Raw genomic sequence first — 24,081 nt, forward strand, 5'->3', positions numbered from 1 at the left:
ATTAATAGGTTTAGCTTACTTTTTTAATAAACTAAGCCTTATTTTTTGATAAAGATCAATAAATATAAAAAATACAAATAAGAAATTGATATATATTACCCCTAAATATAGTTTAAATTTACATCATCAATACACTTTGTCTTATTATAAAAAAACGCCTGAATTTTTTAGATATCTTATATAGCATCGTTTTTTTATATTGAACACCACTTTAGAGACAGTTAGGATGTATATAATTAATTTTCAATCAAACTATATTTGTGGGAAATACTATGAATAGCACTGACTATAATGAAAAAGAATCTATGGTTCTCTTATCTGAGCATGTTGTTTATGACCCGCTCAAACGCACACTTTCTCGAGGAAAAAAAATTATCAATCTTTCAGAAAATGAATCTTGTTTATTAAAGCTTGTTCTTATTAAAACAATAAGCAAAAGAGAAATCATGCATGAAATATGGGAAAAACGTGGAACTATCGTCACTGAAAGTAGCTATTACAAATTAGTCAGACAGTTACGTCAATCATTCAAAAAAGTCGAATTAGATGAAAATCTAATTATGACATTACCTCGAATTGGCATACTTTATACCGGCGAAAAATCAGAAATGCCGATATTATCAAAAAGAGATGAAAAGAAAAACGTCTATTCATATGTAAGATGCTTTTTCCAAAAAGTATTTAGCCGCTCATTAGTATAATTATTAATTACCAAAGAAGATTAATCATGTCAAAAACTAATACATTAAAAAATAACATATTTTTATTATTTATTTTTATGACAACCTGTATTCTATCTGGTTGCCACACACCTTTATCTACTTATTTTATTGCAGATACAGCTCAACATATTAAAGGTAATATCTATTCTCACTCTATCGATATTCCTGAAAATTCCACAATTACACTCTCTCTTACTTCGATAGAACAAAATGATAATCATGCCAAGTCGAATATTGATTATAGCTTTAGAACTCAAAGCGCTGGACGCAGTATTTCATTTGCCATCAAGCTTCCTGAAGAATTAATCATTAATCAAAGTAAATTAGGCATCAGCGTTAGAATAGAGAAAGAAGGTGAGTTGATCATGATGAGTTCTAAAATTATACCAATTACTGAGAATTTTTCTGATAATTTAATGCTTCTTGTGAATTCTATATAATTTAATTATATAAGCTAATAATCAAAAAATAAGAATAAAGATTATCTTCATATCATATGAATAATAAATATTCATAAATTAAAAGAATAATCCTCATTAAATTACTCTCGCTTTAAAAAAAACTGCTTAATAGTTTGTCTTAACCACTGATGTGCAGAGTCTCTATCCAAGCGAGGATGCCAAGCTTGAACAATAAATACTGACTCTAATTCAAGAGGCAAATCAATCTCGACGAGTGGGAGATTGATACTTTTAACCCCCTGCAACACATGACGCGGTAATGGCAAGATATAATCCGACTTCATCGTCAGCATCATTGCTGAATGAAAACCCGGTAATGTCAACGCCACATTCCGCTGTAGGCCAAGATCTCGTAGTGCATCATCTATAGGCCCTTGCGTTAACCCACGCCGTGAAACACTAATATGTGGATAATGGGTCAAACTCTCAGGTGTTACCTGCCCAATAATCGGATGCCCTTGACGCACCAATGCTTGAAAGGTACTGGTAAATAAACTTTGAGCTTTGATTTCAGGATGCCAATTCTGTGAAGAACCGATCACTAAATCAACTTTACCACTGCGCAATCCATCATCATCAATATCACTTTCAGCGATAAACTTTAAACTACTCAGCGGTGCCTTCTCTCGCAGCCCTTCTAACAATCCACCACCTAATGCACCAATAAAAATGTCATTCGCTCGGATCGTAAATGTTCTTTCCAATCTTAAAGGATTAAATGCTTCATTGGGTTCAATCAATGCTTCTGCTTGTGCTATTAGACTACTAAGCTGCTGTTTCAATTCTAATGCACGTGGCGTTGGTACCAATTTTCGCCCTGCTCTAACCATGATCGGATCATTAAATTGCTCACGGATCCGCCCTAAAATCCGGCTCATCGCTGGGGCACTTAAATTCATTTTTTCTGCTGCTCCCCCCACACTTCCCTCTTCGAGTAACAAGTTAAGTGCATAGATCAAATTAAAATCAATTTTCTGCGGCATCGAGCCTCCTTTTTCCATCAACCAAATGGATTGCATTTTATGCAACAACTTATTTACATGATTTCATTTTAAACAATCAACAAAAGTTTAGATACTACTTTGGCATTTTTAAAATAATGATTGAAACAATAGGAGCGAGAGATGGGAGTTTGGAATGGTTGATGCATCTATTGCGCCGCACTACAAAAATAAATGGCTCACCAGTGCTACAGAAATTAGCGGTCGTACTTGGTTGGGATTATTTGGTGTTTTTTTAGCCGTTATGGCAAGTGGTATTGGCGAAAATGCCAGTAAATTTGCGCTAGCCGATATTCAAGGTGCCATGTCACTAAACTTGGATACGGGGAGCTGGCTTATTACCTGTTATGTCACTGGTTTTGTTATTGGATCAGGATTCACGCCCTGCTTTTGGCCAACCTTTTCATTACGCCGAGTTGCACTGCTCATGTGCTCAATTTATTTAATTGGCGGATTAATCACACCATGGTTAGGGGAGCACTATTCGATTTTACTCGCAGTACGCAGTTTGCAAGGCTTTGCGGGAGGTGCATTACCACCCATGTTAATGACTGTTGTATTACGTTTTATGCCACCGCTAATCAAAGTTTTGGGATTAGGTGCTTACGGCTGGGTTTCAGCCTGGAGCGCAACATTCGGCGCTACTGCTGCCGCTTTTGCTTTTCATTGGGGATGGAGTGGCTATTTTTATTGGAACTTACCCTTAATGGCGATCGCCACTATTTGTATCGGTTATGGCTTACCCCAAGACCCATTACGTTTAGAACGCCTAAAACAATTTAACTGGCGCGGCTTACTGTTGGGAAGCTGTGCGCTGGCTATGTTGACCATTGGGATCTCTCAAGGGGAGCGTCTCGATTGGCTCAACTCATCACTTATCTATATTTTATTCATTGGCGGTCTCGGATTATTAGCACTCTTTTTAATTAACGAGTGGTACCACCCATTACCATTTTTTAATTTACAGCTACTTGGTAAAAGAAATCTTTCTTTCTCATTAATTACTCTCGGTGGCGTTTTATTAATTATGGTGTCGTTAGTTAATATTACATCTGGTTATTTAACCGTCATTCAAGGATATCGTCAGGAACAAACGTCCGACATGATGTTATGGGTATCGCTGCCACAATTAATTACCTTACCCATCGTTGCCATAATTTGTAATACACCTAGAGTTGACTGTCGCTGGGTGTTAGCTATCAGTTTGATATTAATGGCAACCGCCTGCCTGTTAGCGTCCCAACTAACCCCTGAATGGAATGGCGACAATTTCCGCGCTATTTCCCTATTGCAAGCCATAGCTCAACCCATGGCGGTAATTCCATTACTGATGTTAGCCACCGGAGGATTACTACCAACGGATGGTCCTTTTGCAGCAGCATGGTTCAATGCCGTCAAGGGCTTCGCTGCCACTGCCGCAGGGGGCGCTATTGCTTTGTTTAATCGCCAACGCGCAGATTTTCATTCAGACATTATCGCTGATAGTTTTGGTTCAGCTCATCGGGCAACCTCACAGAACTCAGTAGACGTATTAACACAGTTAGCCACAAAGCAAGGTCATGTATTGGCCAGCGCTGATCTTTATATGTTGGTTTCGGGATTAGCATTATTACTTATCGTGCTGATCTTCTTCATGCCAACCCGAATTTATCCACCGCGGTCAGTCGCGGCGGTCTAGACATTTATATTCAGGAATCAAAAATGAGTGGAATCAAATTTATGGCTAATCGAAAAGTACCTTTAGCCATATTGGCAATTATTACTGTTGTACTCGGATTACTCATCAATAAATTTTTTATTGAAAACACCAAACAAAATACTAACGATGCCTACATTCGGGCTGATATTTCACGTATTTCCCCACAAATAGCGGGCGTGATCACCGAAGTATTAGTACAAGATAACCAATGGGTCAAACAAGGAGAGTTGCTCGCGGTAATTGATCAACGTGAATTTAATGTCGCTCTTTCACAGGCAAAGGCACAGTTACAGTCAGCCATTGCTCGTCAAGATGATGCTAAAGCCAGTCTTACGCGACAAAATGCATTAATTGCAGCAGCACAAGCACAATTACAATCAGCACAAGCAGAGCTTCAATTTGCTCGTCAAGAACATACCCGTTATCAAAAAATGGCAGCAAGTGGCGCAGGCTCACAACAAGCCGCACAACAGGCAACCACTCGCGTTTACACCATGTCAGCCAGTGTCGCTCAATCTGAAGCATCACTAAAAGCGGCCAAAAACATGTTGCAAGTCCTGCAAGCTAAACAAGCAGACAGTGATGCTGAGTTAAAATTCGCACAGGCTAAGCAGGCGATGGCCGTGTTGAATTTATCGTATACCCAAATTACTGCCCCCATTAGCGGCATCATTGGTAAGAAAAGCTTACGTATTGGTGAATTTGTCAAACCTGGCGATGCTTTAATGGCCATTGTGCCCCAAGACAAGCTCTATATCATCGCTAACTACCAAGAAACTCAATTGGAAAAAATTACGCATGGTCAGCAGGTGGATATCAATATTGATACCTTCCCAGGTCAAACCTTAAAAGGCTATGTCGATAGTATCGCCCCTGCTTCTGGCGCGAGTTTTTCACCCGTGGCCCCCGAAAATGCAACGGGCAATTTCACTAAAATTGTTCAGCGCATACCGGTGAAAATTATTTTTGATAACAATAAAGATCAAACAACGATGATGAATGCACTACGCGTAGGTATGTCTGCGGATGTAAGTATTAATACCCTAAATGGAGATCGCTTATCAGCTCAGTAACTTATCTTAAATATATTGTCCAAATTGCAATGAAAAAAGTGATTAATGCAATGCAGTGCAAAATCTAAAAATAGAATTTAACAGTAAAGTTTAAGCCATAGCTCAGGAGCGCCTCATGATTGATAGAGTTTTACTTGCAGTAAATAGCTTCGCCAATAGCGGTAACGCCTTACAATATATGCAGCGCTTACAAGGCTCTATTTCAGAAGTCATTGTCTTAACAGTTATTGACAATACCTTTGCATTAAGTCGGACAGGATTGCGTTCTGATAGCGACGAATGCAATGAATACCCTGCTGCCCAGCGAGAAGAAGCGCTCGCAGAAGCGCAACTCACGTTGGTCACTCAGGCATTAAAACAAATGGGCTTTCAAGTAAAAAGCTTATTGGCTGCTGGCACACCTATTGAGGTGATCCCTGAACAAATGAAACTATTCAACTGTGACTTATTGATTATTTCCCATCGTCATCTTTCGTCACTAGGACGCTTATTAAATACTTCCGTCACTCGTAATTTATTAGATGATATTGGCCAACCTGTTTTAGTGATCCCTCGCTAAAATCAATCACATCAGAATTTAGTCGATAATATCATGCTATGGCAGTCGTTAGGCTGCTATTAGCATTTAAAAATCATCAGATAATTTATCGAAAAAATGCAAAAAAAAATTCACCTTAGTTAAAAATAAGTACATCAACACATTGAATATTAACAATTATAAAACCAATTTAACCCTTTATTCATATTGCTTTCTACTCTCTATTTTGATCAGAATCATATAATATCAATTATTAGACAACTGTGTTTGACTTATCCATTTTTAGCTTGTAAAAAAGAGTAATACAAATAAATCAGTTTTAAATAAGGCTGATTTATTTATTTTTTACCCTTACAGTCTCATTTTTTAGACGGTTTACTCGGTAAGTATTTTAGGTGAGAGGTCATCCATGAATAAGCAAAATTTTTCGATACAAGATATGGAAAATTTATTCGAAAAACTAAAAACATTTTGCGCTTCACCTAAAAACAAAGGTATCACTCGGCTCGCTTATACTGAAGAAGATCAATCAGCTCACAACTATATGATGGAAATAATGAGAGAAGCTGGTTTTTCAGTGCGCCAAGACGCCATAGGCAATGTATTTTGCCGCTTATCTGGAAAACGTCGTGATTTACCCGCAGTCGGCACGGGCTCTCATCTTGATACCGTTCCTGATGGTGGGGCTTATGATGGCGCCCTCGGTGTATTTGCTGGGTTTTACGCCTTAACACAATTTGAACCTGAACAATTAACCCGAGACCTTGAGCTGATTATCTTTCGTGCAGAAGAGTCAAGCCGATTTGGTTTTTCCTGCATTGGCAGTAAAGTGTTACTCGGCGCTGTCGATAGAAATAAATGGGCATTAAATCAAGATGATACAGGCAGTAATTTTTTTGAAGTGCTTGATAATAATGGCTATAAAAGTAATGAAATAGAAGCATGTGAATTATCTGACGACTATTTTTCTGCATTTGTTGAATTGCATATTGAACAAGGAAAACGACTGGAATTTGAAGAAAAAACGATTGGTATTGTTAATGGTATTGCGGCACCAACTCGCTATTCAGTTCAAGTGAAAGGTCACGCTGACCATTCCGGTGCAACGCCGATGTATCAACGCCATGACGCCCTTGTGGCAAGCGCCGCAATTATTGATGACTTGAATCGAGCTGCTTGTAAAGAGTCGGTATGGGGCACAGTGGGAACAATCGGTAAATTGAATGTTTATCCTAACTCAATGAATGTCATTCCAGGAGAAGTAAAGTTTTTAGTCGATGTCAGAGGTATTGAATCTGAAAGTATCAAAAGAGTAACCAATAGCTTGAAAGATTCGATTAGCAAATCGGAGCAGGATAACAATGTCACTATTGATATTAGAGAAATTTCATCGGAACTACCGGTTAAATTAAATAATGATATTTGCCACATTATCGAAAAACATTGTATCGAAAAAGACATTAAATATATGACAATGTTAAGCGGAGCTGGGCATGACACGATGAACCTAGCGAAAAAATTTCCAACAGCAATGATTTTTACGCCATCTAAAGATGGGATCAGTCATCATCCTGATGAATTTACTGACTTTAACGATATTATTATCGCTGCAAATTTATTAAAAGATACGCTGTATACACTAGCAAAATAGTCAATAATTAATAATCATCAAGGGTTTTTTTCAGTAAATTAATGGCATCAGTACCTTTAGCGGCATCATTCCAAAGATTATCAAAAAGTTGCCTATAGCGGGAAATCGCTTCTTCAGAGTTAGTTACTGAAGCTATTCCATTAGAGATATTAGGAAACTCCCCCAGTCTGAAGGGGCTAACCGCTAAAGATGATGAGCCATCGGTGTGATATAAAATTTGAAATGTGACTGAAGGAATGGTTTTAATTGATATTGCAATATGTACTGAACTTTGATTTTCTTCAATTAAATTAATAAGATGCTTAAGTTCATTTCTAGCTTGTAATATACGCTCAATTTTCGTACTCGGTGGTAAATTTAAAGAACCCACTAACCCCGAGTGCAGCAATCGTTGAATTGATTGAAGGCCAATAAGATTAAATAATTGCGGGCTTTGGTTATTAACCTTTTTTTTCCGCTCAGCCAGTATTGAAAGTGTTGATTGTTGTTTTTCCGAAAGCCCAACGTCAAGATCGGAATCCATCAACATTTTGGCAAGATAATTATCATAATTTTTAGAGGTTAATAAATATGAAAATGGCTCAAAATGTGCATAAATTTTTGTCGATGAATCCTCAAGCTGGCGCATTCGCTCAAAAAAACCATCAGCACTAGAGTAATATTCAGCACTCACACCCAGTAGGCTTGAAAGAGAAGTATTGAGTAAATCGGCCAGTTTTTCGAGTGTTTCTATTTTGACAATTTCACCTTTTTCTAAACGGTACACTGCGGCTCTAGAAATACCCAGATTTTCAGCGACTTGTTCCGCTTTTAAAGACGCCGCAATACGATAGGCTCGTAATCGGTTACCAATAGAAATGTAATTAATCGGATTATTTTTCATATTTATTCTTTAGGTGAGTTTTTAATCAACATGAGCCGTTTAACAACAAACTGATAACATTTCAAAACGGGCAGTTTGATTGTTTTATCTGATGACAATATCAAACTGTTTGTTTAGTTGCATTAAGAAATTTGATTAAGCAAATAGGATTAGCTAGCATCTTAGATAGACAGGACGATTTTAAACATAAAATTTATGCGAAAAAAATGAGCTTACTATCAATTCGATTTGTGCATTAACATTATTTGAACAGAAAGGCTTCCCTCTAAAAATCGTATTAAGACACTAGCTCAACTTCATTTTCTAGCATATCACCTCAGGGAATAAAAATAGACCAACATTACAATTCAACTCACTTAAACATCACATTTCGATAAGCTATAAAAGCATTAATTATATATAGCAATAATACTTATTTTCTTACTGACAAAGAAAAATACGTATCAGATTACTATAATCATTAAATGTTAATGGCAAAATAAATATATTAAATTATATTTTTAATTCATAAAAACATAATGGCCGAGAATAAATAATATTATCGGCCATTTATATAGATATTAAATGAATTATAAAAGAGAAGTTAAGCAACCCGTATATAAGTTATATGCGGTTAGCATTTCTTTTTCATCAAAATCAAATTTTGATTGATGATGGCCTGCGGTTCTATCCGCACCAACAACAAAATAAAGTGATTTTCCACCGCAACGCTGTACCCGTTTAGCCAGAATTGTCGCATCCTCGCTCCCACCAAAAGGCCTCGTTGCAATACCGGTTAATTCAGTATGCTGATTAACAACATTTGTTAATATATCAATGAGTTGCTGGTCATTTGTTAGATCAACAGCTTCCCCCATAACTTCACTTTCCATCTCTAATTTGAAGCTATGAGCAGAACCTTCTGCCATACGAATGGCATTTTCACTCATAAAACGATTAATATCTTCATTTTCACCACGAACTTCAACCTGCATTTCAGCATAAGCAGGTGTCACATTTCGCCCTTCGCCTGCTTTTAATACCCCAATATTAATACGAGACATTCCTTTTCCGTGACGAGATATACCTAACATCTGAGTTGAGGCATGACAAGCACCAGCAAGTGCATTTAATCCTAATTCTGGCTCAGCACCTGCATGAGATGGTACGCCTTTAAACCGAAAATCAAGTTTTGTGGTACAAAGAAAATGAGTTGGATTAATCACAATTTCACCACTATTTGCGATAAAACCTAAGTGGGAACCTAAAAAATAGTCAACGTCATCAACAATTCCGCTTTCAGCCATAGCTCTCGCACCACGAACCCCCTCTTCAGCAGGCTGAAATAGCAACTTAACTTTACCTGTTAACTTATCTTTATTGTCAACTAACCAATTAGCAACAGCTAAACCGATAGAAATATGCCCATCATGACCACAAGCATGCATTTCACCTGGATGACAAGAACTAAAATTATCATTTTTTGGTCGATGGTCATCAGCCGTACTTTCAGTCACACCGACGCAATCAATATCAAACCGTAAAGCAACTGTTGGACCTGCTTTTCCACTATCAAAAATAGCTACGCAGCCTGTCAGCTCTTGCATTTCTTGCAGTAATTCTTCGCTAACATTATGTTTACGTGCAATTTCTAACCCTTTATCAACAATGCTCCTTTGACGCCCAAACGCATATTCTGGGTTTATAACATCAGTACCAACCTTAACTTCAAGGTTAAGCCCGCGTAATTGGTCCACAATCTTGGCGGTTGTCAAAAATTCAGACCAACCAATTTCAGGGTATTGGTGGAACTCGCGACGCCATTTTATGAGTTGTTCTAATGTGATAACAGACATACTATCTCCTTAATATTAAAGCATTATTAGTGCGATAAAAATCACACCAACGATCATACCGGGTGCCGTTCTTTTGGCTATTTCCATCGGGTTGATATTAGCTAAACCAGCACAAACAATTGTTGCGCCTGCCAGTGGTGACATCGTGCGTCCTAATGCGCCAGAAATAGCTGAAGCCATGCCTAAATCCGGTATTTCATAACCAAATTGTTGAGCAAACGGCGTCACAGTTTCATTGAATGCAAAAGCGGCGGCATCCCCAGATCCCGTTATCATCCCCATCAAGAATGGGCCTAACGTCCCGCCCCAACGGGCAAATTCAGGGGCATGGATCAGAAAACCAATAAATGAATCAATAAGACCAGATGCTTTTAACCCAGCAGAAAAAACAGCGGCAGCAATAATGATACCGAGCACATCTCCGTAGGCATTGCCCATTCCTTTAAAAAATTCTTTCGTGATAATTGATGGGTTAGTACGCGTGATAATTAATGCATAGATTGCGCCAATTAGCATCGCTGCAGGTACCGTGATTTGGTAAGCTTTTAGTGAATCAATAAAGGGTAATAGTAATAAAATCAATGGAATGAATGGTGCGGTTGCATAAAGATAATTCGGACGCTCAGCAGCTTCACTTTCAACAGAATTAGCTGCCCCACCATTATCATTTACAGCAACTTTAATGTTGTACTCTTTTTTTACCAATGCCACGATGGACAATGAAACTGCACCTATCGCCCCGACAGCCAGACTATATGGGCCATGACGAGCAATCAAATCCACAATGCTCATGTTAGACATTTGCGCCACGAAAGGATTATGTGATAACCCCGGACTCAGCATTGAACCGATGGTGCCACATAATACCGCACCGCCTGCAATTGCAGGGTGGATGCGGGCTGCAATCAATAATGGAATCAAAGTCGCGCCAACTGCTGCGGCACAGCCCGCTGCCGATGGAATCGCAATATTAATAAAGAAGGTTAAAACGACAGCGGCTGGAATAAGAAAAAAGCCTAATTTAGTTAATAAATTAGATAAAACTAAAACAAGGTGTTTATCGCACTTTGTGTATTTCATTACATAGGCAAAACCCATACTCGAACAAATCGCTTGTATTAATGGGGCCGACACCATTCTTTCACTAAAAGCATCGAGTGCACTCATTGGTGTTAAACTAATAATACAAAGTACTAATCCAGCTGCAATGAGTACCATTCGAGTTTCATATTTCTTTATTAATAAATAGATTGTCAAAAAAATGACTAGCCCTGCGATAATTTGCATTATCATAAAATATCCTCTTCTTATTATAGCGTCACGCTTAGAAGTTAATTGGAGTGATGAAATAAAATCCCTAGTGTCACATTCCATTGTGAGCCTCAATGGTTTTATTTAATTGAGTGAAATCAATTTTTATAGTTAAAAATAAAATTTGCTATTATTTTGTGATCTAAATTTACTTTATGAAATATTGAAATTAAATTGTTTAGCACATTAAGATGAATATATTAAAAAATTCATTCCTATATCATGAGTAAATTTAAAATAATTTTCAGATTAATTAGAATAGTTCTCAATACCAAAATATTGATCTATTTTTTAACGTTATTAACTCAATTAATATAATATAAAGATATAAAATCGTCACATTAGCGATTCATTAATTGTATTAAACTATGTGCGAAATAATTTGCTTTTATTTTATTCATCTATAAACTCCGTTCGAATTTTTTGGCCTGCTAATCGAAATGGGAGGTAATTTTGTCTGAAGATAAAAATTATAGTCATGGGCCTGTGCCCATATCCGCGAGAAAAGGCGGACTAGCATTAACCTTTGTGATGCTAGGTTTAACGTTCTTTTCCGCCAGTATGTGGACCGGAGGCGCACTCGGTACCGGTCTCAGTTTTAATGATTTCTTCCTCGCAGTTCTTATCGGTAATCTTATTCTTGGTATCTATACCGCATCTCTTGGTTTCATCGGATCTAAAACAGGCCTCACAACTCACCTTCTCGCGCGTTACTCCTTCGGTATTAAAGGTTCCTGGCTCCCATCATTCTTACTCGGCGGTACACAAGTTGGCTGGTTCGGTGTTGGTGTCGCGATGTTTGCCATTCCAGTAGGAAAAGCCACCGGTTGGGATATTAATTGGTTAATTGGTGTCTCTGGAATATTGATGACAGTAACTGTTTTTTTTGGGATTTCCGCACTGACCGTACTATCAATTATTGCTGTACCGGCAATTGCCATCCTCGGCAGCTACTCTGTCTATCTTGCAGTAACCAGTGTGGGCGGCATGAGCACCTTGGTTTCCATTGTCCCCGCACAACCTATCGATTTTAACTTAGCCTTGGCAATGGTTGTTGGCTCATTTGTCAGTGCTGGTACTTTAACCGCAGACTTTGTTCGCTTCGGACGCAAGCCAAAAATTGCAGTACTCGTTGCAATAGTGGCATTTTTCCTCGGTAATTCATTAATGTTTATCTTTGGTGCCGCTGGCGCTGCATCACTCGGTATGGCAGATATTTCAGATGTCATGATTGCACAAGGGCTCTTATTGCCAGCAATTATCGTTCTTGGGCTTAATATTTGGACCACAAATGATAATGCACTTTACGCTTCAGGACTGGGGTTTGCCAATATTACAGGGCTATCTAGCAAAACCTTATCTATTATTAATGGCTTAATCGGTACCCTATGTGCGCTATGGCTTTATAACAATTTTATTAGTTGGCTAACTTTTTTATCTGCGGCTATTCCACCAATTGGTGGGATCATTATTATGGACTACTTAATGTATCGCCACCGTTATGACACCTTTGATTGTAGCAAAATGCGTGATGTCAATATTAGCGCACTACTCGCTGTCGCCGTTGGTGTAATTGCAGGCCATTGGCTACCAGGAATTGTTCCTGTAAATGCTGTCCTTGGTGGCGCATTAAGTTATGCTGTTCTAAATCCACTGCTTAATCGTCGTCATGTCATCAACCCGGAGATAACCCGTGCTTAATCATAATATAAAACATATACATAATATCCGTTTACCGGAACGTGATGGCTTATGGCGTATCGATATTAATAACCAAAAAATTCAGGCGATTGTCCCGCAGCCTACCAATGAAGTTTTACCTGAAAGCCTTGATGGCGAGGGCGGTTTAGTTATCGCTCCATTTATAGAGCCCCACATTCATCTTGATACCACCCAAACCGCGGGCCAGCCAAGCTGGAATTTATCCGGCACACTATTTGAAGGGATTGAACGCTGGGCAGAACGCAAAGCATTACTGACTCATGAAGATGTTAAAGCCCGTGCTTGGAAAACACTAAAATGGCAGATTGCCAACGGCATTCAACATGTCCGTACTCACGTTGATGTGTCCGATGCCACACTCACTGCGCTCAAAGCCATGCTCGAAGTCAAACAAGAAGTATCACCATGGATAGATCTGCAAATTGTAGCTTTTCCACAAGAAGGCATCATGTCTTATCCAAACGGAGAGGCATTATTAGAAGAAGCATTGCGTTTGGGTGCTGATGTTGTCGGCGCAATTCCACATTTTGAATTTACCCGTGAATACGGTGTGGAATCTCTACATAAAACATTTGCACTGGCACAGAAATACGATCGTATGATTGATGTGCATTGTGATGAAATTGATGATGAACAATCACGTTTCGTGGAAACCGTTGCCGCCCTAGCACACCGCGAAGGTATGGGCGCTCGCGTTACTGCTAGTCATACCACTGCAATGCACTCATATAATGGTGCCTATGCCTCTCGCCTATTTCGCCTACTAAAAATGTCTGGCATTAACTTTGTCGCAAACCCACTGGTTAATATTCACCTGCAAGGCCGTTTTGACACCTACCCTAAACGCAGAGGGATCACCCGAGTCAAAGAAATGTTAGCCGCAGATATTAATGTCTGTTTTGGTCATGATGATGTATTTGACCCATGGTATCCACTGGGTACAGCCAACATGCTTCAAGTTTTGCATATGGGGCTGCATGTCTGCCAGTTGATGGGCTATGACCAAATTAATGATGGGCTGAAACTTATTACACAATACAGTGCACGAACACTGAATTTACAAGATTATGGTGTGAGTGAAGGTAAACGCGCAAGCCTACTTATTCTACCCGCAGAAAATGGCTTTGATGCTCTACGTCGCCAAGTTCCTGTACGTTATTCTATTCGTGATGGCCGCGTGATCGCGTGCACTCAACCTGCCATCACGCAGATCCATCTTGATCAACCTGAAACTATTCGTTATGGCTACACACCACTTTCAGGGAACTAAACACCAATAAATTCTAGATAAACGCCTACCTGAAAGGGTAGTGAACAGGAAAATGAAGCATAATGTGACTTCATTTTCCTTTTTTTTGCCCACAGTTCAAAGCGACAATACTTTTACGATGAAACCAGTACCTTCAATATTATAAATAATCAGTTAATAAGAGACCCTGTTAAGGAAAAAGCTAAAAACTAGAATTGTTCAATATCTGAATAAAACTTAATACTAAAATAAACACCCACACTGAGATTTTGATACCGATACACCCCTAACTTATCTCATTTATAAATTACACGCCTCAAAATGACAATCCAATTAAGATGAAATCAAGCCATTGACATACCCATACAAATTACTTGTTTTTATAATAATCCATGATAATTCATTGAAAATTTAACCTGTAGTCTGAGTAGGATAAGTCTTAAAAAAAAACAAATAAAATAATAAACTCGTAATTGGAGTAACTAGTGACATTTACTAGCTTGCATTTGTATTATTTTTGATCAAATTAAACATAAAACGAGTTGAATTTGTGTGTCTGTATTTTACATTGTATCTAAATGTAAATTGCATCTACTTTTATTTAGATATGAAAAATATAACTCATTGTTATCTATGATTTATATTTTTAACTCATTCATTTTCCTGTAACACTTTTTCATTTCATTAAGATGATAATGTTTTTTAATATCAATCAATTCGTACTATCTATTATACAAAATAAATAACCGCCAATATACTTAATGAAAATTTCATATGGCGTCTGAGGTTAGTTATTTAAATTAAAGGTCAATTAAAATGGTTTTTTTTTCTAATCAAATGGTTCATTTTTCTAACGGAATAAATAAAGAAGTGGGACTATATTTAAGAGGAATAAGAAAAGAGCAAAACCTAACAGGGGGTCAACTGGCAAAAATGCTAAATGTTAGCCAACAACAAATATCTCGATATGAAACAGGGAAAACTAAGCTAACATTTGAAATGATGGATACGATATTAACCGTATTTAATAAATCATGGAGAGATTTTTTTAATACTGTTATCGATAAACATGATAACGAAAGACTAAAATATATCATAAAAAATGAATCCACCTATTTATCTGTACTGGGTCAAGATTCTAAAAAATTATGGCGATGAAATTTATAAAATCTATTATTACACCCAGGACGGGTATTGTTAAATAAGATCAGTTTTGTAGACCCTAAAAATAGAAAATAAAATGACAACTTTATTAAAGATTATCATTAATTAATTTTTGTTAATGCTTATTTTTATCTAAAGTTGTTATTAATAACAATCATCACAAAATAAACATCATATAGGATTAATAAATCATGAAATTGAATAAAATAGTCGTGGCTGCTGCATTCGTAACTGGCTTTGCTTCTTTTGCAACAATGGCGGCTTACACGGGTACACCAACTAACGGTACGATTGAAATTACAGGTGAGTTAGTCAACTCTGCATGTGGTCTAAGTGAAGAATCAAGCCCAGTAAAAGTTAATTTTTATCAAATCCCAGTAGCAAACCTAAAAAATGGTGAACGCGCAGGTAACGTTAAAAAAGATATCGTCCTGCAAGGCTGTGATACCACTGTAGCACAAACAGCAACAGTGACATATACACCATCAACAGTGAACCCTAACGATGCTAGCTTAGCCGCATTTACTTCAGGTACAGCAAGTGGCGCAGGTATTGGTTTAAGAGACAATGGCAATCAAGATGTTGTTTGGGGAACTGCCTCTACAGCAGTTAACTTAACTGATGGTAAAACATCAATTCCATTCGTTGCTTATCTAAAAGCTGATAATGCATCTAATGCAGTAACGCCAGGTAACTTTGATTCAACGATTAATTTCCAAATCAACTATCAATAAGCTGTAGCTCGTTTTTATGAAAATGTGCGGAGTATTAAATACTCCGCAATAATAAAACTTGATATATAGCCATATGGTATCCCCATGATAATGCGAGTTATAAAAATAGCATTAGGTTCTCATTTATTGTTACCTTTATTAAGTTGGGGAGTAACAATTAATAGCACGCCAGGTGATATTATTATGCATGGCGAACTAATAGAAGCCTCATGCACAATTGATCCTAATAGCCGAGATCTTTGGATCGATTTTGGTGAAATTAGTGCAAGAGAAATTACACCAGAGGCTAATTTACTTGTAAGTAAACAATTTCAAATAAAACTAATTGGCTGCACACTTCCCTCAGCAGATAAAGGTAGCGCATCTCGAGCTCAAATAACAATAATGGGAACATCAGTCGATAGTGATAAATTACTTCGAGTTAATGGAAAGTCTGAAGGATTTGGAATTCAATTACGAGATTATCATGGAGAAATTCTAAGCCTTAATACAAAAATGCCGGATTACACCTTACTTGAAGGACGTGATAGCTTGAACTTCACTGCAGTTCTTATTGCTTATCAAAAAAATATAAAGGCAGGTGAGTTTGCAGCAACTCTACGATTTAGAATGGATTATTTTTAGAAGAAAAATTAAAAATTTATTTTATCTCATAAGCTCATGAGAAATTAATTCCAACATTGCCAGTGAATACAGAGTAAATATAATGATTATTTTTAATAAAAACATAATTAAGATGAAAAGGTTATTTGCAATATATATTGCATTACTCTGTTATTCCTCAAATCTCCTCGCTGATGATATCGTCGAATTTAATACAGATGTATTAGATGTTGGCGATCGAAGTAATATTGATTTAACGCGTTTTTCTAAAGATAACTTTGTGTTTCCTGGAGTCTATTTATTAGACCTTTATATTAACGGTCAATCATTATCTCAACAAAAAATAACTTATATTACTGATCCACAAAATAGTGAAAAAACATTAGCTTGTTTTACACATGAACAAGTTGAAATGTTCGCACTTCAAGAAGATGCATTAAAGAAAATTCAAATCATATCGCCAGAATGTTCGAATATTTTAGTTATTCCTGGTGCGAAAATTAATAACTCAGAAGGAAAGCTGGATATCACTATGCCACAGGCGTGGATGAAATATTCGGACCCAAACTGGGTACCACCTGAACGTTGGGATACTGGCGTATCCGGTATCTTATTTGACTATAATTTATCTGGGACAGTTGCACGTTCTTTAACGACACACACCAATAAACATTCATTATCTGCTTATGGCCAAACTGGATTCAACCTTGGCGCATGGCGTTTCAGGGCAGACTATCAGGCTAATTATAATGAACGTGGCGACAGAAAATTCGATTGGAATCAATTCTATGCATATCGCCCTTTAGTCCATATGGCAGCAAGACTGACGTTAGGGGAAATCTATCTTAACTCTCAAGTCTTTGACACTATTCGTTATACCGGATTTAACTTATCCAGTGATGAACGTATGTTACCGCCTAATTTACGCGGTTACGCACCACAAATTAATGGAATTGCCAAAAGTAACTCAAAAATTATTGTTAGCCAAGCAGGACGAGTGGTTTATGAAACAACCGTTCCTGCCGGCCCGTTTAGTATTCAAGATTTACAAAGCTCAATTCGCGGAACGCTAGATGTAAAAGTTGAAGGTGATGATGGCGATATTTCGACCTTTCAAGTTAATACCGCAAATATTCCGTATCTAACTCGGCCTGGCTATATCCGCTATAACATCTCGGCGGGTAAACCATCACGCTTTAACCACAAGCCTGAAGGTAGCATGTTTGCAACAGGTGATTTCTCTTGGGGATTAAGTAATAACTGGTCAGTTATTGGTGGAATATTGTTTGCAGGCAAAGACTATACCGCACTATCCGCAGGCTTAGGGCGAGATCTCTCTATTTTGGGTGCACTGTCTGCTGATATCACACAATCTATTAGTCGGATTCCGGGCAACAACACTGAAACGGGCTCATCTTTTCGACTCAGCTATTCAAAATCATTTGATGAAATTAACAGTACCATTACATTTGCCGGTTATCGCTTCTCACAGGATAAATTTCGGACAATATCTCAATATTTAGATGAGCGTGAAAATAAATATTTAGGTACTGGTCGTCAAAAAGAGATGTATACCATTACCGCAAATAAAACATTTTGGGCTGACCAAGCAGACTGGCGAACAACCGTATTCTTAACCTATACCCGTCAAACCTTTTGGGATCAAACAACCCAAGATAGATATGGCTTATCTGTTGGTCGTACATTCCGTTTTATGGAAATTGATGGTATCTCAACAAATATTTCAGCCTATCGCTCTGAATATCGTGGAAAACGCGATGATAGCCTATCCCTATCGGTTTCAGTCCCTGTCGGTGATAGCCGTTGGGCGGGCTATGATTTACAGAACAGTGGTAGTAAAACAAGCCATATGTTGTCATATAGTGACAATAGAGATTTCAATAACTTATGGCGAATTAGAGCCGGTAGAAGTGGTGACGACCGTGCCCAATTCGATGGCTATTATCAAAAAAGAACGCAACTTGCTGAAGTCAATACCAACGTCAGCTATCAAGAAAGACAATCTGCATCACTTAACGGAACATTCCGTGGTGGTTTTACCGCTACGGGCTATGGTGCCGCGCTGCATAACAGTAGTGCAACAAGCAATACGGCAAGAATTATGGTTGATACCAATGGTGTTGGCGGCGTGCCATTTAACCATGAAAAAGCCAGAACTAACTGGAAAGGTATATCAGTCGTTCCCGATATCGTGAGCTATTACAGTTTTGATACTCGTATTGATGTGGACAAACTAAACAGTGATGTTGATACCAACAAAGCGATTGCGACATCAACATTAACGGAAGGCGCAATTGGTTATCAGCGGTTTGATGTAGCAAAAGGTGAAAAATTAGTGGCAACAATCCGTTATAACGACACCGTTCCTCCTTTTGGCGCAGATGTAACCAATGCTGATGGCATCAATATTGCCATGGTAATGGAAAATGGGCTGTCTTATTTGATGGCAGTAAATCCTAAAGAAACGTTAACCGTCTCTTGGGGTGGAAAAGCACAATGCAAAGTTCAGCTACCTGCACAAATTGATTCTGGTATGTCAGTTCTGCTGCCTTGCCAATAATAAAACGACGATCAGAACAAGTCTTATATAGGATATAAAAAATGGCAATTCAGATAAATCAATGGGTCGGTGGTTTGCTAGTCATCATGGCAGGTGTTAATCAGTCATATGCTGGTATTTCACTTGATAGAACACGAATTATTATTACGGAAGCTGAGACTTCTACAAGTGCGAATTTATCAAATACAAGTTTAAGTATTCCATTTTTAGCACAGTCATGGGTTGAAGATGCTGAAGGTAAAAAAATTACATCGCCCTTAGTTGTACTGCCACCATTACAACGAATTAACGGGGGACAAAAAGGCGTCGCTCGCGTTTCAAAAACAAATGAGATCAATAAATTACCACAAGATCGTGAAAGTTTATTTTATTTAAATGTTCGTGAAGTTCCACCAAAACCCGATAAAGCCAATGTTTTACAGCTGGCCATGCAGTCACGTATCAAACTATTTTATCGACCAACTGCCGTTATTCCAAAATCAAAAAGTGCAGTTTGGCAAAATCAAGTTACGTTCAACAAACAGGGAAATAATTGGCGAGCAGAAAACCCAACACCTTATTACGTCACCATAATTAGTTTAAATAACAAATTAACGGCCGAGGGTGGAAAGAAACTTACCGATTTCCCAGGTGTCATGATTGCGCCTAAATCTCACTTAGATATCAAAGTAAATGGTGCGGCAGAAAGCTTTACCATGATGTATGTGAACGATTATGGCGGACATCCTGAACTGAAATACAGTTGTAGTGGAAATACATGCAAGGCATTACCAACCGAGCAACAACCACGCTAGGAGTATTAACATGAAAATTAAACACTTAGGGATCTTGTTACTCGGAGTAAGTAGTGCCAGTGCAATTGCTGAACTTGCAGATGATAAAACGTCTCGTCAAACCTTACTTGACGTACACAGTGAAGTACATTTCCAAGGAAGTATATATGCATCACCTTGTGTTCTCGAGTTAAGCACACAGGAGCAATATGTTGATTTAGGTGAAATAAACGCAAGAACATTTCATCGAATTGGTGATAGAAGCGCGCCAGTCACTTTTAATATACGGCTTAAAGACTGTCAACGAGGAGCATCGAGATCGTTTGTTAATTCTGCGGGCGAAGCCACTCAAGACGGTAAACGTTACTATCTCACAGGAGAAGGTGCCGTTTCATTGAGTATCACCGGAGAACCTGATTTCTTTAATTCTGATTTAGTGCGTATTAAAGGTGATGTGAAAGGGGCTGGATTGCGTATTTTCAGTCAGGATCATGAAAATTTAATGTTAAATCAACCTAAAGCCTCATGGGTTATTAAACCTGGAGATAATAACATCACACTAAATGCAGTATTAGAAGCGACAGGGCAAACAGTAACAGCAGGTAACTTTAACGGGTTAGTTAGGTTAAAACTGGAGTATTTATAAAAATGTCTATGCTCAAAAATAAAAATTTTAAAAGTGTCGTCATTATAACTGGTTTTCTAACAACCGCATTATTACCTATGCGAGCACTAGGATATCCCCATGGCGCTGTTATTCCTGACGGCGGAACTTATACTTTTGAAGCGCAGATGAATAATCAGCTTTTGGTTAATGAAAAAGACGCAGAAACCGTATTTACATTCAATATAGGTAACACGCCTTATTTTAATATTTATTGCGATACTTATATGAAACCTGGGGGGCCTGGTAATACAGATCCTGACTCTGGAATGACGTTTGATTTGACATCAACAATTCCAAAATCAATGCAAAATCCGGGTTATTTAAGTCTCAACGAATATTTTGATGTAAAAGTTGAAATCCAGATTGGTGGACTGGTAAACCAACATATTACAGTTCCTATGACAAATCTTTGGAACGGAGGGTCCGATCCAATGGAATGCCGACCAACGAGTACGAATAGCCGTGACTATGCGACAACATTACAAACAGGTTCTAATGGAAGAGTAACATTCCGACTAAAAAAACCAATTATTAATGGAATTACCATTAATCAAGCGGAGCTAGTACAAGTTTTTGCCAAAAAAGGAAAAGATAATGCCGGAACTTCTTACGCCGCTATACCGTCAACCCGTGTGGTATTAGGGGCAGGTATTATTACCGTTGCAGATAGTTGCATAATTAATAACGGAAATCCTATTGATATAAAGTTTGGTGATGTTGCGAATACCAGTGAACAATTAAATGGAACAAATTACCTACAACCTTTCGCGATACCAGTGAAATGCTCAGGAGGTAGTTTTACAACTGGTGACTTAAATATCAAATTATCACTATTGCCAGGAGCTTCAGGTCACGCTGAATTTAATTCAGATTATTTCGGTACCTTAAAAAATGGTATTAAACGTACAAACTTAGGCATTGTCATTAAAGATAATTCTATGGGAAATGTGGTTAAGCCCAACCAAGCCTATCAAGTACCTAACTTTGTAAACAATCAAGGTACTTGGAATTTAACCGCAGCACCGATTGCAGCCCCCGGAAGTACGGTAGATGATGGTGAATTTACAGCAACGGGTACTATTCTTGCTGAATTTCAATAAGGAGCTAATAGCATGTTAAATTATAAACAAATAATTCGTGCAAAATATTTTGGCGCAATTTGCGGCTTTATATTAGGCTCTGGCCATGCCATTGCAAGTACTTCACATATTAATACAGGTAATTACTCTTTTTCAGGAACAGTTGTTGTCACACCCTGTCAAATAGCACCAGGAAGTGAAGAAATACCTGTTGATTTTGAGCAAGTATCTGTCAAGGAGCTTTATTTAAATGGCAAATCAAAACCATTGCCTTTTTCTATACACTTAATAAGTTGTAATACTTCTGTATTTAAAGCAGTCACAGTGACATTTAATGGAATAGAAAATCAAGATCTTCCTGACCATTTAGCCATTAATAATAAAAGCACAGCAAGTGGGATTGGTATTGGTTTGCTAAATCAAAATGATACATCAATTAAATTGAATGCACCTTCATTAGCACAAAATCTTACAGACAATAATACTGAAATTAAATTTAAGGCTTATATTCAAGCTGAACCAGAAGCGTTAGCAAATGAAACAATTACCTATGGACATTTCTATAGCACGGCATATTACACCTTAAATTATCAATAATAATTAAAAATAATAATATGAATTTAATAGAAACAAATTTTAATAATAAAAGACTAGGTTACCCTTGGGTGACACTCTTTCTCACGCTTATTTTTTTTGGTGTGATATTACATATATATCTACCTAATTTAGGTGGTTCAGGTTTATCATTGCCATTAAATATAATTAGTAACTTTAGTATTGCTTTATTTATTTTTTTAGTTAGTATCATCCAACTAAAAAGAACTACCCTATTTTACTCAACAGCTAGCAATTTAATTTCTATCGGCCTAATTATTTTTATTTTTATTTGTTTTTTTTCACCAGATGCTTATCGACAAAGTGCCTATTTAACAGCATACTGGATATTAGGGATATTGGTTTTCTATCAATTATTAATGCAAATCAATTTCTCAGAAGTTGACTCCGAAATTATATTATGGGGAATATTACTAGCTAGCGTTATCGAAAGTACACTAGCCATAGTTCAGACTTTTAATCTATTACCTATAGCTGGACTTTCTTACCCGCCATTATCGGGTGAACGCCCATATGGTATATTTCAACAAGTAAATGTTTTCTCTAGTTTTATTTGTGTTGGAATAGCAAGTGCAGTTGGTTTAATAATTAAAATTAAAAAAAATACTTGGTATTCTCTTAGCATTATTATGATAAGTCTCATTTTAATGAGTTCAGTATTACCTTTGTCACAATCATTAACAGGTTATTTAAGTTTATTTTTAGTTTTAATTGTTTTTTTTATTTTTGCACGGTATTATCGTAAAAAAATATTACTCGCTTTATTTTCAATTATTATTGGACTTATTTTAGGATATATAATTAAAATTGGGCTTAACGTTTCTGATGTTTCTGAAATGAAGTTACATACATCACATATTCGTTGGGTTTTATGGCAACATAGTTTATCTCTATTTAGTGAAAATTTCTTATGGGGAACTGGAGTTGGTAGTTTTGAATCAGTTTTCTTAGAGAGATTTGGTGGTAATTTAATTAGTACTAGTCAAAGCACAATGTCTCACCCCCATAATGAAATATTGCGTTGGATGGTTGAAGGTGGATTAATTGGGCTTCTCGGTATATGCCTCATAACTTTAGGTGTTTTTTATTTATTACGATCTTCATTACGAAGCCAAAATTATATTTATCTAGTAATAGCTTTACCTATTTTTATTCATATTATGACCGAGTTTCCATTATGGCTATCAACGCCACATGGAATAGTTTTGATATTATTATTACGGTGCACCGATGTTTCATTAAAAAAACAAATAATTTATAAACCAATTGCTATTTTTTCAAGGAGTATATTGGCATTAGGTGGCGTATTTTCAATAACATTATTATATTTAACGTTGCAGGCACAACAATATTTAACTTATATTGAAAAAACAGGAAGTCAATCAATATTGTCAACGTCAAATCCTGCTAACAACAAATGGAGCTATTTATTAATAGCTGATCGATATTGTTATGATTTAAATATGGGATATCTGTTACGTTATAATGAAACACATGATAATAAATATTTAAAACTATTTGACATTTGGGCAGAGGATTACTCTCTTAAATACCCTGATGCTAATGTTTATTATTCATGGATACTTGTTTTAAATGAGTTAGATCAAAAAGAAAAAGCTAAAAAAATTTATAAAAAAGCAAAATGGCTATTTATTAAAGATGAACGAATTGAACAAATTAATTTAATTAATTAGACAGAATTGATTGTTTTTATAGAAAC

The 24,081-nt window shown here is 37.1% G+C and carries 21 protein-coding genes; 17 read left to right on the plus strand and 4 right to left on the minus strand.

Annotated elements, in window-relative coordinates:
• The first annotated feature begins 272 nt into the window (after positions 1-272).
• The gene (locus ACTH6U_RS06420) at positions 273-701 is read left to right on the plus strand and encodes a winged helix-turn-helix domain-containing protein (RefSeq protein WP_294107035.1); all 429 of its coding nucleotides are present in this window, start codon (positions 273-275) and stop codon (positions 699-701) included.
• Between the two features lie 26 nt (positions 702-727).
• On the plus strand, positions 728-1,162 hold the full coding sequence (locus ACTH6U_RS06425; protein ID WP_294107034.1) for a YbaY family lipoprotein: 435 nt from the start codon (positions 728-730) through the stop codon (positions 1,160-1,162).
• Positions 1,163-1,263: 101 nt separating this feature from the next.
• Here the strand turns inward: ACTH6U_RS06425 and ACTH6U_RS06430 are convergent, their stop codons facing one another.
• Positions 1,264-2,166, minus strand: a complete 903-nt coding sequence (locus tag ACTH6U_RS06430) for a LysR family transcriptional regulator (protein WP_294107033.1) — start codon at positions 2,164-2,166, stop codon at positions 1,264-1,266.
• A 154-nt stretch (positions 2,167-2,320) separates the two neighbouring features.
• Between ACTH6U_RS06430 and ACTH6U_RS06435 the strand changes: the two genes are divergently transcribed.
• The 4 genes from ACTH6U_RS06435 (at position 2,321) to ACTH6U_RS06450 (ending at position 7,145) form a co-directional block, all read left to right on the plus strand.
• The gene (locus ACTH6U_RS06435; protein ID WP_441831840.1) at positions 2,321-3,862 is read left to right on the plus strand and encodes an MFS transporter; all 1,542 of its coding nucleotides are present in this window, start codon (positions 2,321-2,323) and stop codon (positions 3,860-3,862) included.
• A gap of 23 nt (positions 3,863-3,885) precedes the next feature.
• Positions 3,886-4,956: an HlyD family secretion protein gene (locus ACTH6U_RS06440; RefSeq protein WP_294350000.1), complete on the plus strand. Its 1,071-nt coding sequence runs from the start codon at positions 3,886-3,888 to the stop codon at positions 4,954-4,956.
• 115 nt (positions 4,957-5,071) lie between these two features.
• A complete protein-coding gene (locus tag ACTH6U_RS06445; protein ID WP_441831841.1) occupies positions 5,072-5,515 on the plus strand; it encodes a universal stress protein in 444 nt (147 codons plus the stop codon).
• Positions 5,516-5,903: 388 nt separating this feature from the next.
• Complete coding sequence (locus tag ACTH6U_RS06450; protein WP_434720366.1) at positions 5,904-7,145, plus strand: Zn-dependent hydrolase; 1,242 nt, start codon at positions 5,904-5,906, stop codon at positions 7,143-7,145.
• A 7-nt stretch (positions 7,146-7,152) separates the two neighbouring features.
• Here ACTH6U_RS06450 and ACTH6U_RS06455 read toward each other — a convergent pair whose 3' ends face one another.
• From ACTH6U_RS06455 to dcuC, 3 genes are all read right to left on the minus strand, one after another.
• Entirely contained in the window at positions 7,153-8,028 is an 876-nt protein-coding gene (locus ACTH6U_RS06455) for a helix-turn-helix domain-containing protein (RefSeq protein ID WP_441831842.1), read from the minus strand.
• A gap of 569 nt (positions 8,029-8,597) precedes the next feature.
• Positions 8,598-9,863 (minus strand): amidohydrolase, encoded by a 1,266-nt coding sequence (locus ACTH6U_RS06460; RefSeq protein WP_294107027.1) that lies wholly within the window; start codon positions 9,861-9,863, stop codon positions 8,598-8,600.
• A gap of 15 nt (positions 9,864-9,878) precedes the next feature.
• The gene (gene dcuC / locus ACTH6U_RS06465; protein ID WP_294107026.1) at positions 9,879-11,156 is read right to left on the minus strand and encodes a C4-dicarboxylate transporter DcuC; all 1,278 of its coding nucleotides are present in this window, start codon (positions 11,154-11,156) and stop codon (positions 9,879-9,881) included.
• 471 nt (positions 11,157-11,627) lie between these two features.
• Between dcuC and codB the strand changes: the two genes are divergently transcribed.
• From codB to ACTH6U_RS06520, 11 genes are all read left to right on the plus strand, one after another.
• Positions 11,628-12,875: a cytosine permease gene (codB, locus tag ACTH6U_RS06470; RefSeq protein ID WP_294107025.1), complete on the plus strand. Its 1,248-nt coding sequence runs from the start codon at positions 11,628-11,630 to the stop codon at positions 12,873-12,875.
• The gene (locus ACTH6U_RS06475) at positions 12,868-14,166 is read left to right on the plus strand and encodes a cytosine deaminase (protein WP_434720371.1); all 1,299 of its coding nucleotides are present in this window, start codon (positions 12,868-12,870) and stop codon (positions 14,164-14,166) included. Before codB ends, ACTH6U_RS06475 begins: the two co-directional genes overlap by 8 nt.
• Before the next feature lie 795 nt (positions 14,167-14,961).
• Positions 14,962-15,303: a helix-turn-helix domain-containing protein gene (locus ACTH6U_RS06480; RefSeq protein WP_336430619.1), complete on the plus strand. Its 342-nt coding sequence runs from the start codon at positions 14,962-14,964 to the stop codon at positions 15,301-15,303.
• 197 nt (positions 15,304-15,500) lie between these two features.
• A complete protein-coding gene (locus ACTH6U_RS06485; RefSeq protein ID WP_294107022.1) occupies positions 15,501-16,043 on the plus strand; it encodes a fimbrial protein in 543 nt (180 codons plus the stop codon).
• Between the two features lie 84 nt (positions 16,044-16,127).
• Positions 16,128-16,667: a fimbrial protein gene (locus ACTH6U_RS06490; RefSeq protein WP_441831843.1), complete on the plus strand. Its 540-nt coding sequence runs from the start codon at positions 16,128-16,130 to the stop codon at positions 16,665-16,667.
• 112 nt (positions 16,668-16,779) lie between these two features.
• On the plus strand, positions 16,780-19,227 hold the full coding sequence (locus ACTH6U_RS06495; protein ID WP_294107020.1) for a fimbria/pilus outer membrane usher protein: 2,448 nt from the start codon (positions 16,780-16,782) through the stop codon (positions 19,225-19,227).
• A 41-nt stretch (positions 19,228-19,268) separates the two neighbouring features.
• Positions 19,269-20,021, plus strand: a complete 753-nt coding sequence (locus tag ACTH6U_RS06500) for a fimbrial biogenesis chaperone (RefSeq protein ID WP_294107019.1) — start codon at positions 19,269-19,271, stop codon at positions 20,019-20,021.
• Positions 20,022-20,031: 10 nt separating this feature from the next.
• Positions 20,032-20,646 carry a fimbrial protein gene (locus ACTH6U_RS06505; protein ID WP_441831844.1) on the plus strand — a complete coding sequence of 205 codons (615 nt, stop codon included), beginning with the start codon at positions 20,032-20,034 and terminating at the stop codon, positions 20,644-20,646.
• Positions 20,647-20,648: 2 nt separating this feature from the next.
• Positions 20,649-21,767 (plus strand): fimbrial protein, encoded by a 1,119-nt coding sequence (locus tag ACTH6U_RS06510; protein ID WP_294107017.1) that lies wholly within the window; start codon positions 20,649-20,651, stop codon positions 21,765-21,767.
• Between the two features lie 12 nt (positions 21,768-21,779).
• Positions 21,780-22,343, plus strand: a complete 564-nt coding sequence (locus ACTH6U_RS06515; RefSeq protein WP_294107016.1) for a fimbrial protein — start codon at positions 21,780-21,782, stop codon at positions 22,341-22,343.
• Positions 22,344-22,360: 17 nt separating this feature from the next.
• Positions 22,361-24,055: an O-antigen ligase family protein gene (locus tag ACTH6U_RS06520; protein ID WP_441831845.1), complete on the plus strand. Its 1,695-nt coding sequence runs from the start codon at positions 22,361-22,363 to the stop codon at positions 24,053-24,055.
• Positions 24,056-24,081 lie beyond the last annotated feature (26 nt).

This window comes from Providencia sp. (assembly GCF_052096715.1).
Taxonomy (GTDB): Bacteria; Pseudomonadota; Gammaproteobacteria; order Enterobacterales; family Enterobacteriaceae; genus Providencia.

What these genes read in the sequence shown, in the direction of transcription:
- ACTH6U_RS06455 (WP_441831842.1), bottom strand. Translation starts at nt 8,028, where the DNA reads ATGAAAAATAATCCGATTAATTACATTTCTATTGGTAACCGATTACGA.
- ACTH6U_RS06490 (WP_441831843.1), top strand. Translation starts at nt 16,128, where the DNA reads ATGATAATGCGAGTTATAAAAATAGCATTAGGTTCTCATTTATTGTTA.
- ACTH6U_RS06445 (WP_441831841.1), top strand. Translation starts at nt 5,072, where the DNA reads ATGATTGATAGAGTTTTACTTGCAGTAAATAGCTTCGCCAATAGCGGT.
- ACTH6U_RS06520 (WP_441831845.1), top strand. Translation starts at nt 22,361, where the DNA reads ATGAATTTAATAGAAACAAATTTTAATAATAAAAGACTAGGTTACCCT.
- ACTH6U_RS06510 (WP_294107017.1), top strand. Translation starts at nt 20,649, where the DNA reads ATGTCTATGCTCAAAAATAAAAATTTTAAAAGTGTCGTCATTATAACT.
- ACTH6U_RS06500 (WP_294107019.1), top strand. Translation starts at nt 19,269, where the DNA reads ATGGCAATTCAGATAAATCAATGGGTCGGTGGTTTGCTAGTCATCATG.
- ACTH6U_RS06425 (WP_294107034.1), top strand. Translation starts at nt 728, where the DNA reads ATGTCAAAAACTAATACATTAAAAAATAACATATTTTTATTATTTATT.
- ACTH6U_RS06515 (WP_294107016.1), top strand. Translation starts at nt 21,780, where the DNA reads ATGTTAAATTATAAACAAATAATTCGTGCAAAATATTTTGGCGCAATT.
- ACTH6U_RS06480 (WP_336430619.1), top strand. Translation starts at nt 14,962, where the DNA reads ATGGTTTTTTTTTCTAATCAAATGGTTCATTTTTCTAACGGAATAAAT.
- dcuC (WP_294107026.1), bottom strand. Translation starts at nt 11,156, where the DNA reads ATGATAATGCAAATTATCGCAGGGCTAGTCATTTTTTTGACAATCTAT.
- ACTH6U_RS06485 (WP_294107022.1), top strand. Translation starts at nt 15,501, where the DNA reads ATGAAATTGAATAAAATAGTCGTGGCTGCTGCATTCGTAACTGGCTTT.
- ACTH6U_RS06430 (WP_294107033.1), bottom strand. Translation starts at nt 2,166, where the DNA reads ATGCCGCAGAAAATTGATTTTAATTTGATCTATGCACTTAACTTGTTA.
- ACTH6U_RS06420 (WP_294107035.1), top strand. Translation starts at nt 273, where the DNA reads ATGAATAGCACTGACTATAATGAAAAAGAATCTATGGTTCTCTTATCT.
- ACTH6U_RS06435 (WP_441831840.1), top strand. Translation starts at nt 2,321, where the DNA reads ATGGTTGATGCATCTATTGCGCCGCACTACAAAAATAAATGGCTCACC.
- ACTH6U_RS06440 (WP_294350000.1), top strand. Translation starts at nt 3,886, where the DNA reads ATGAGTGGAATCAAATTTATGGCTAATCGAAAAGTACCTTTAGCCATA.
- ACTH6U_RS06495 (WP_294107020.1), top strand. Translation starts at nt 16,780, where the DNA reads ATGAAAAGGTTATTTGCAATATATATTGCATTACTCTGTTATTCCTCA.
- ACTH6U_RS06450 (WP_434720366.1), top strand. Translation starts at nt 5,904, where the DNA reads ATGAATAAGCAAAATTTTTCGATACAAGATATGGAAAATTTATTCGAA.
- ACTH6U_RS06505 (WP_441831844.1), top strand. Translation starts at nt 20,032, where the DNA reads ATGAAAATTAAACACTTAGGGATCTTGTTACTCGGAGTAAGTAGTGCC.
- ACTH6U_RS06460 (WP_294107027.1), bottom strand. Translation starts at nt 9,863, where the DNA reads ATGTCTGTTATCACATTAGAACAACTCATAAAATGGCGTCGCGAGTTC.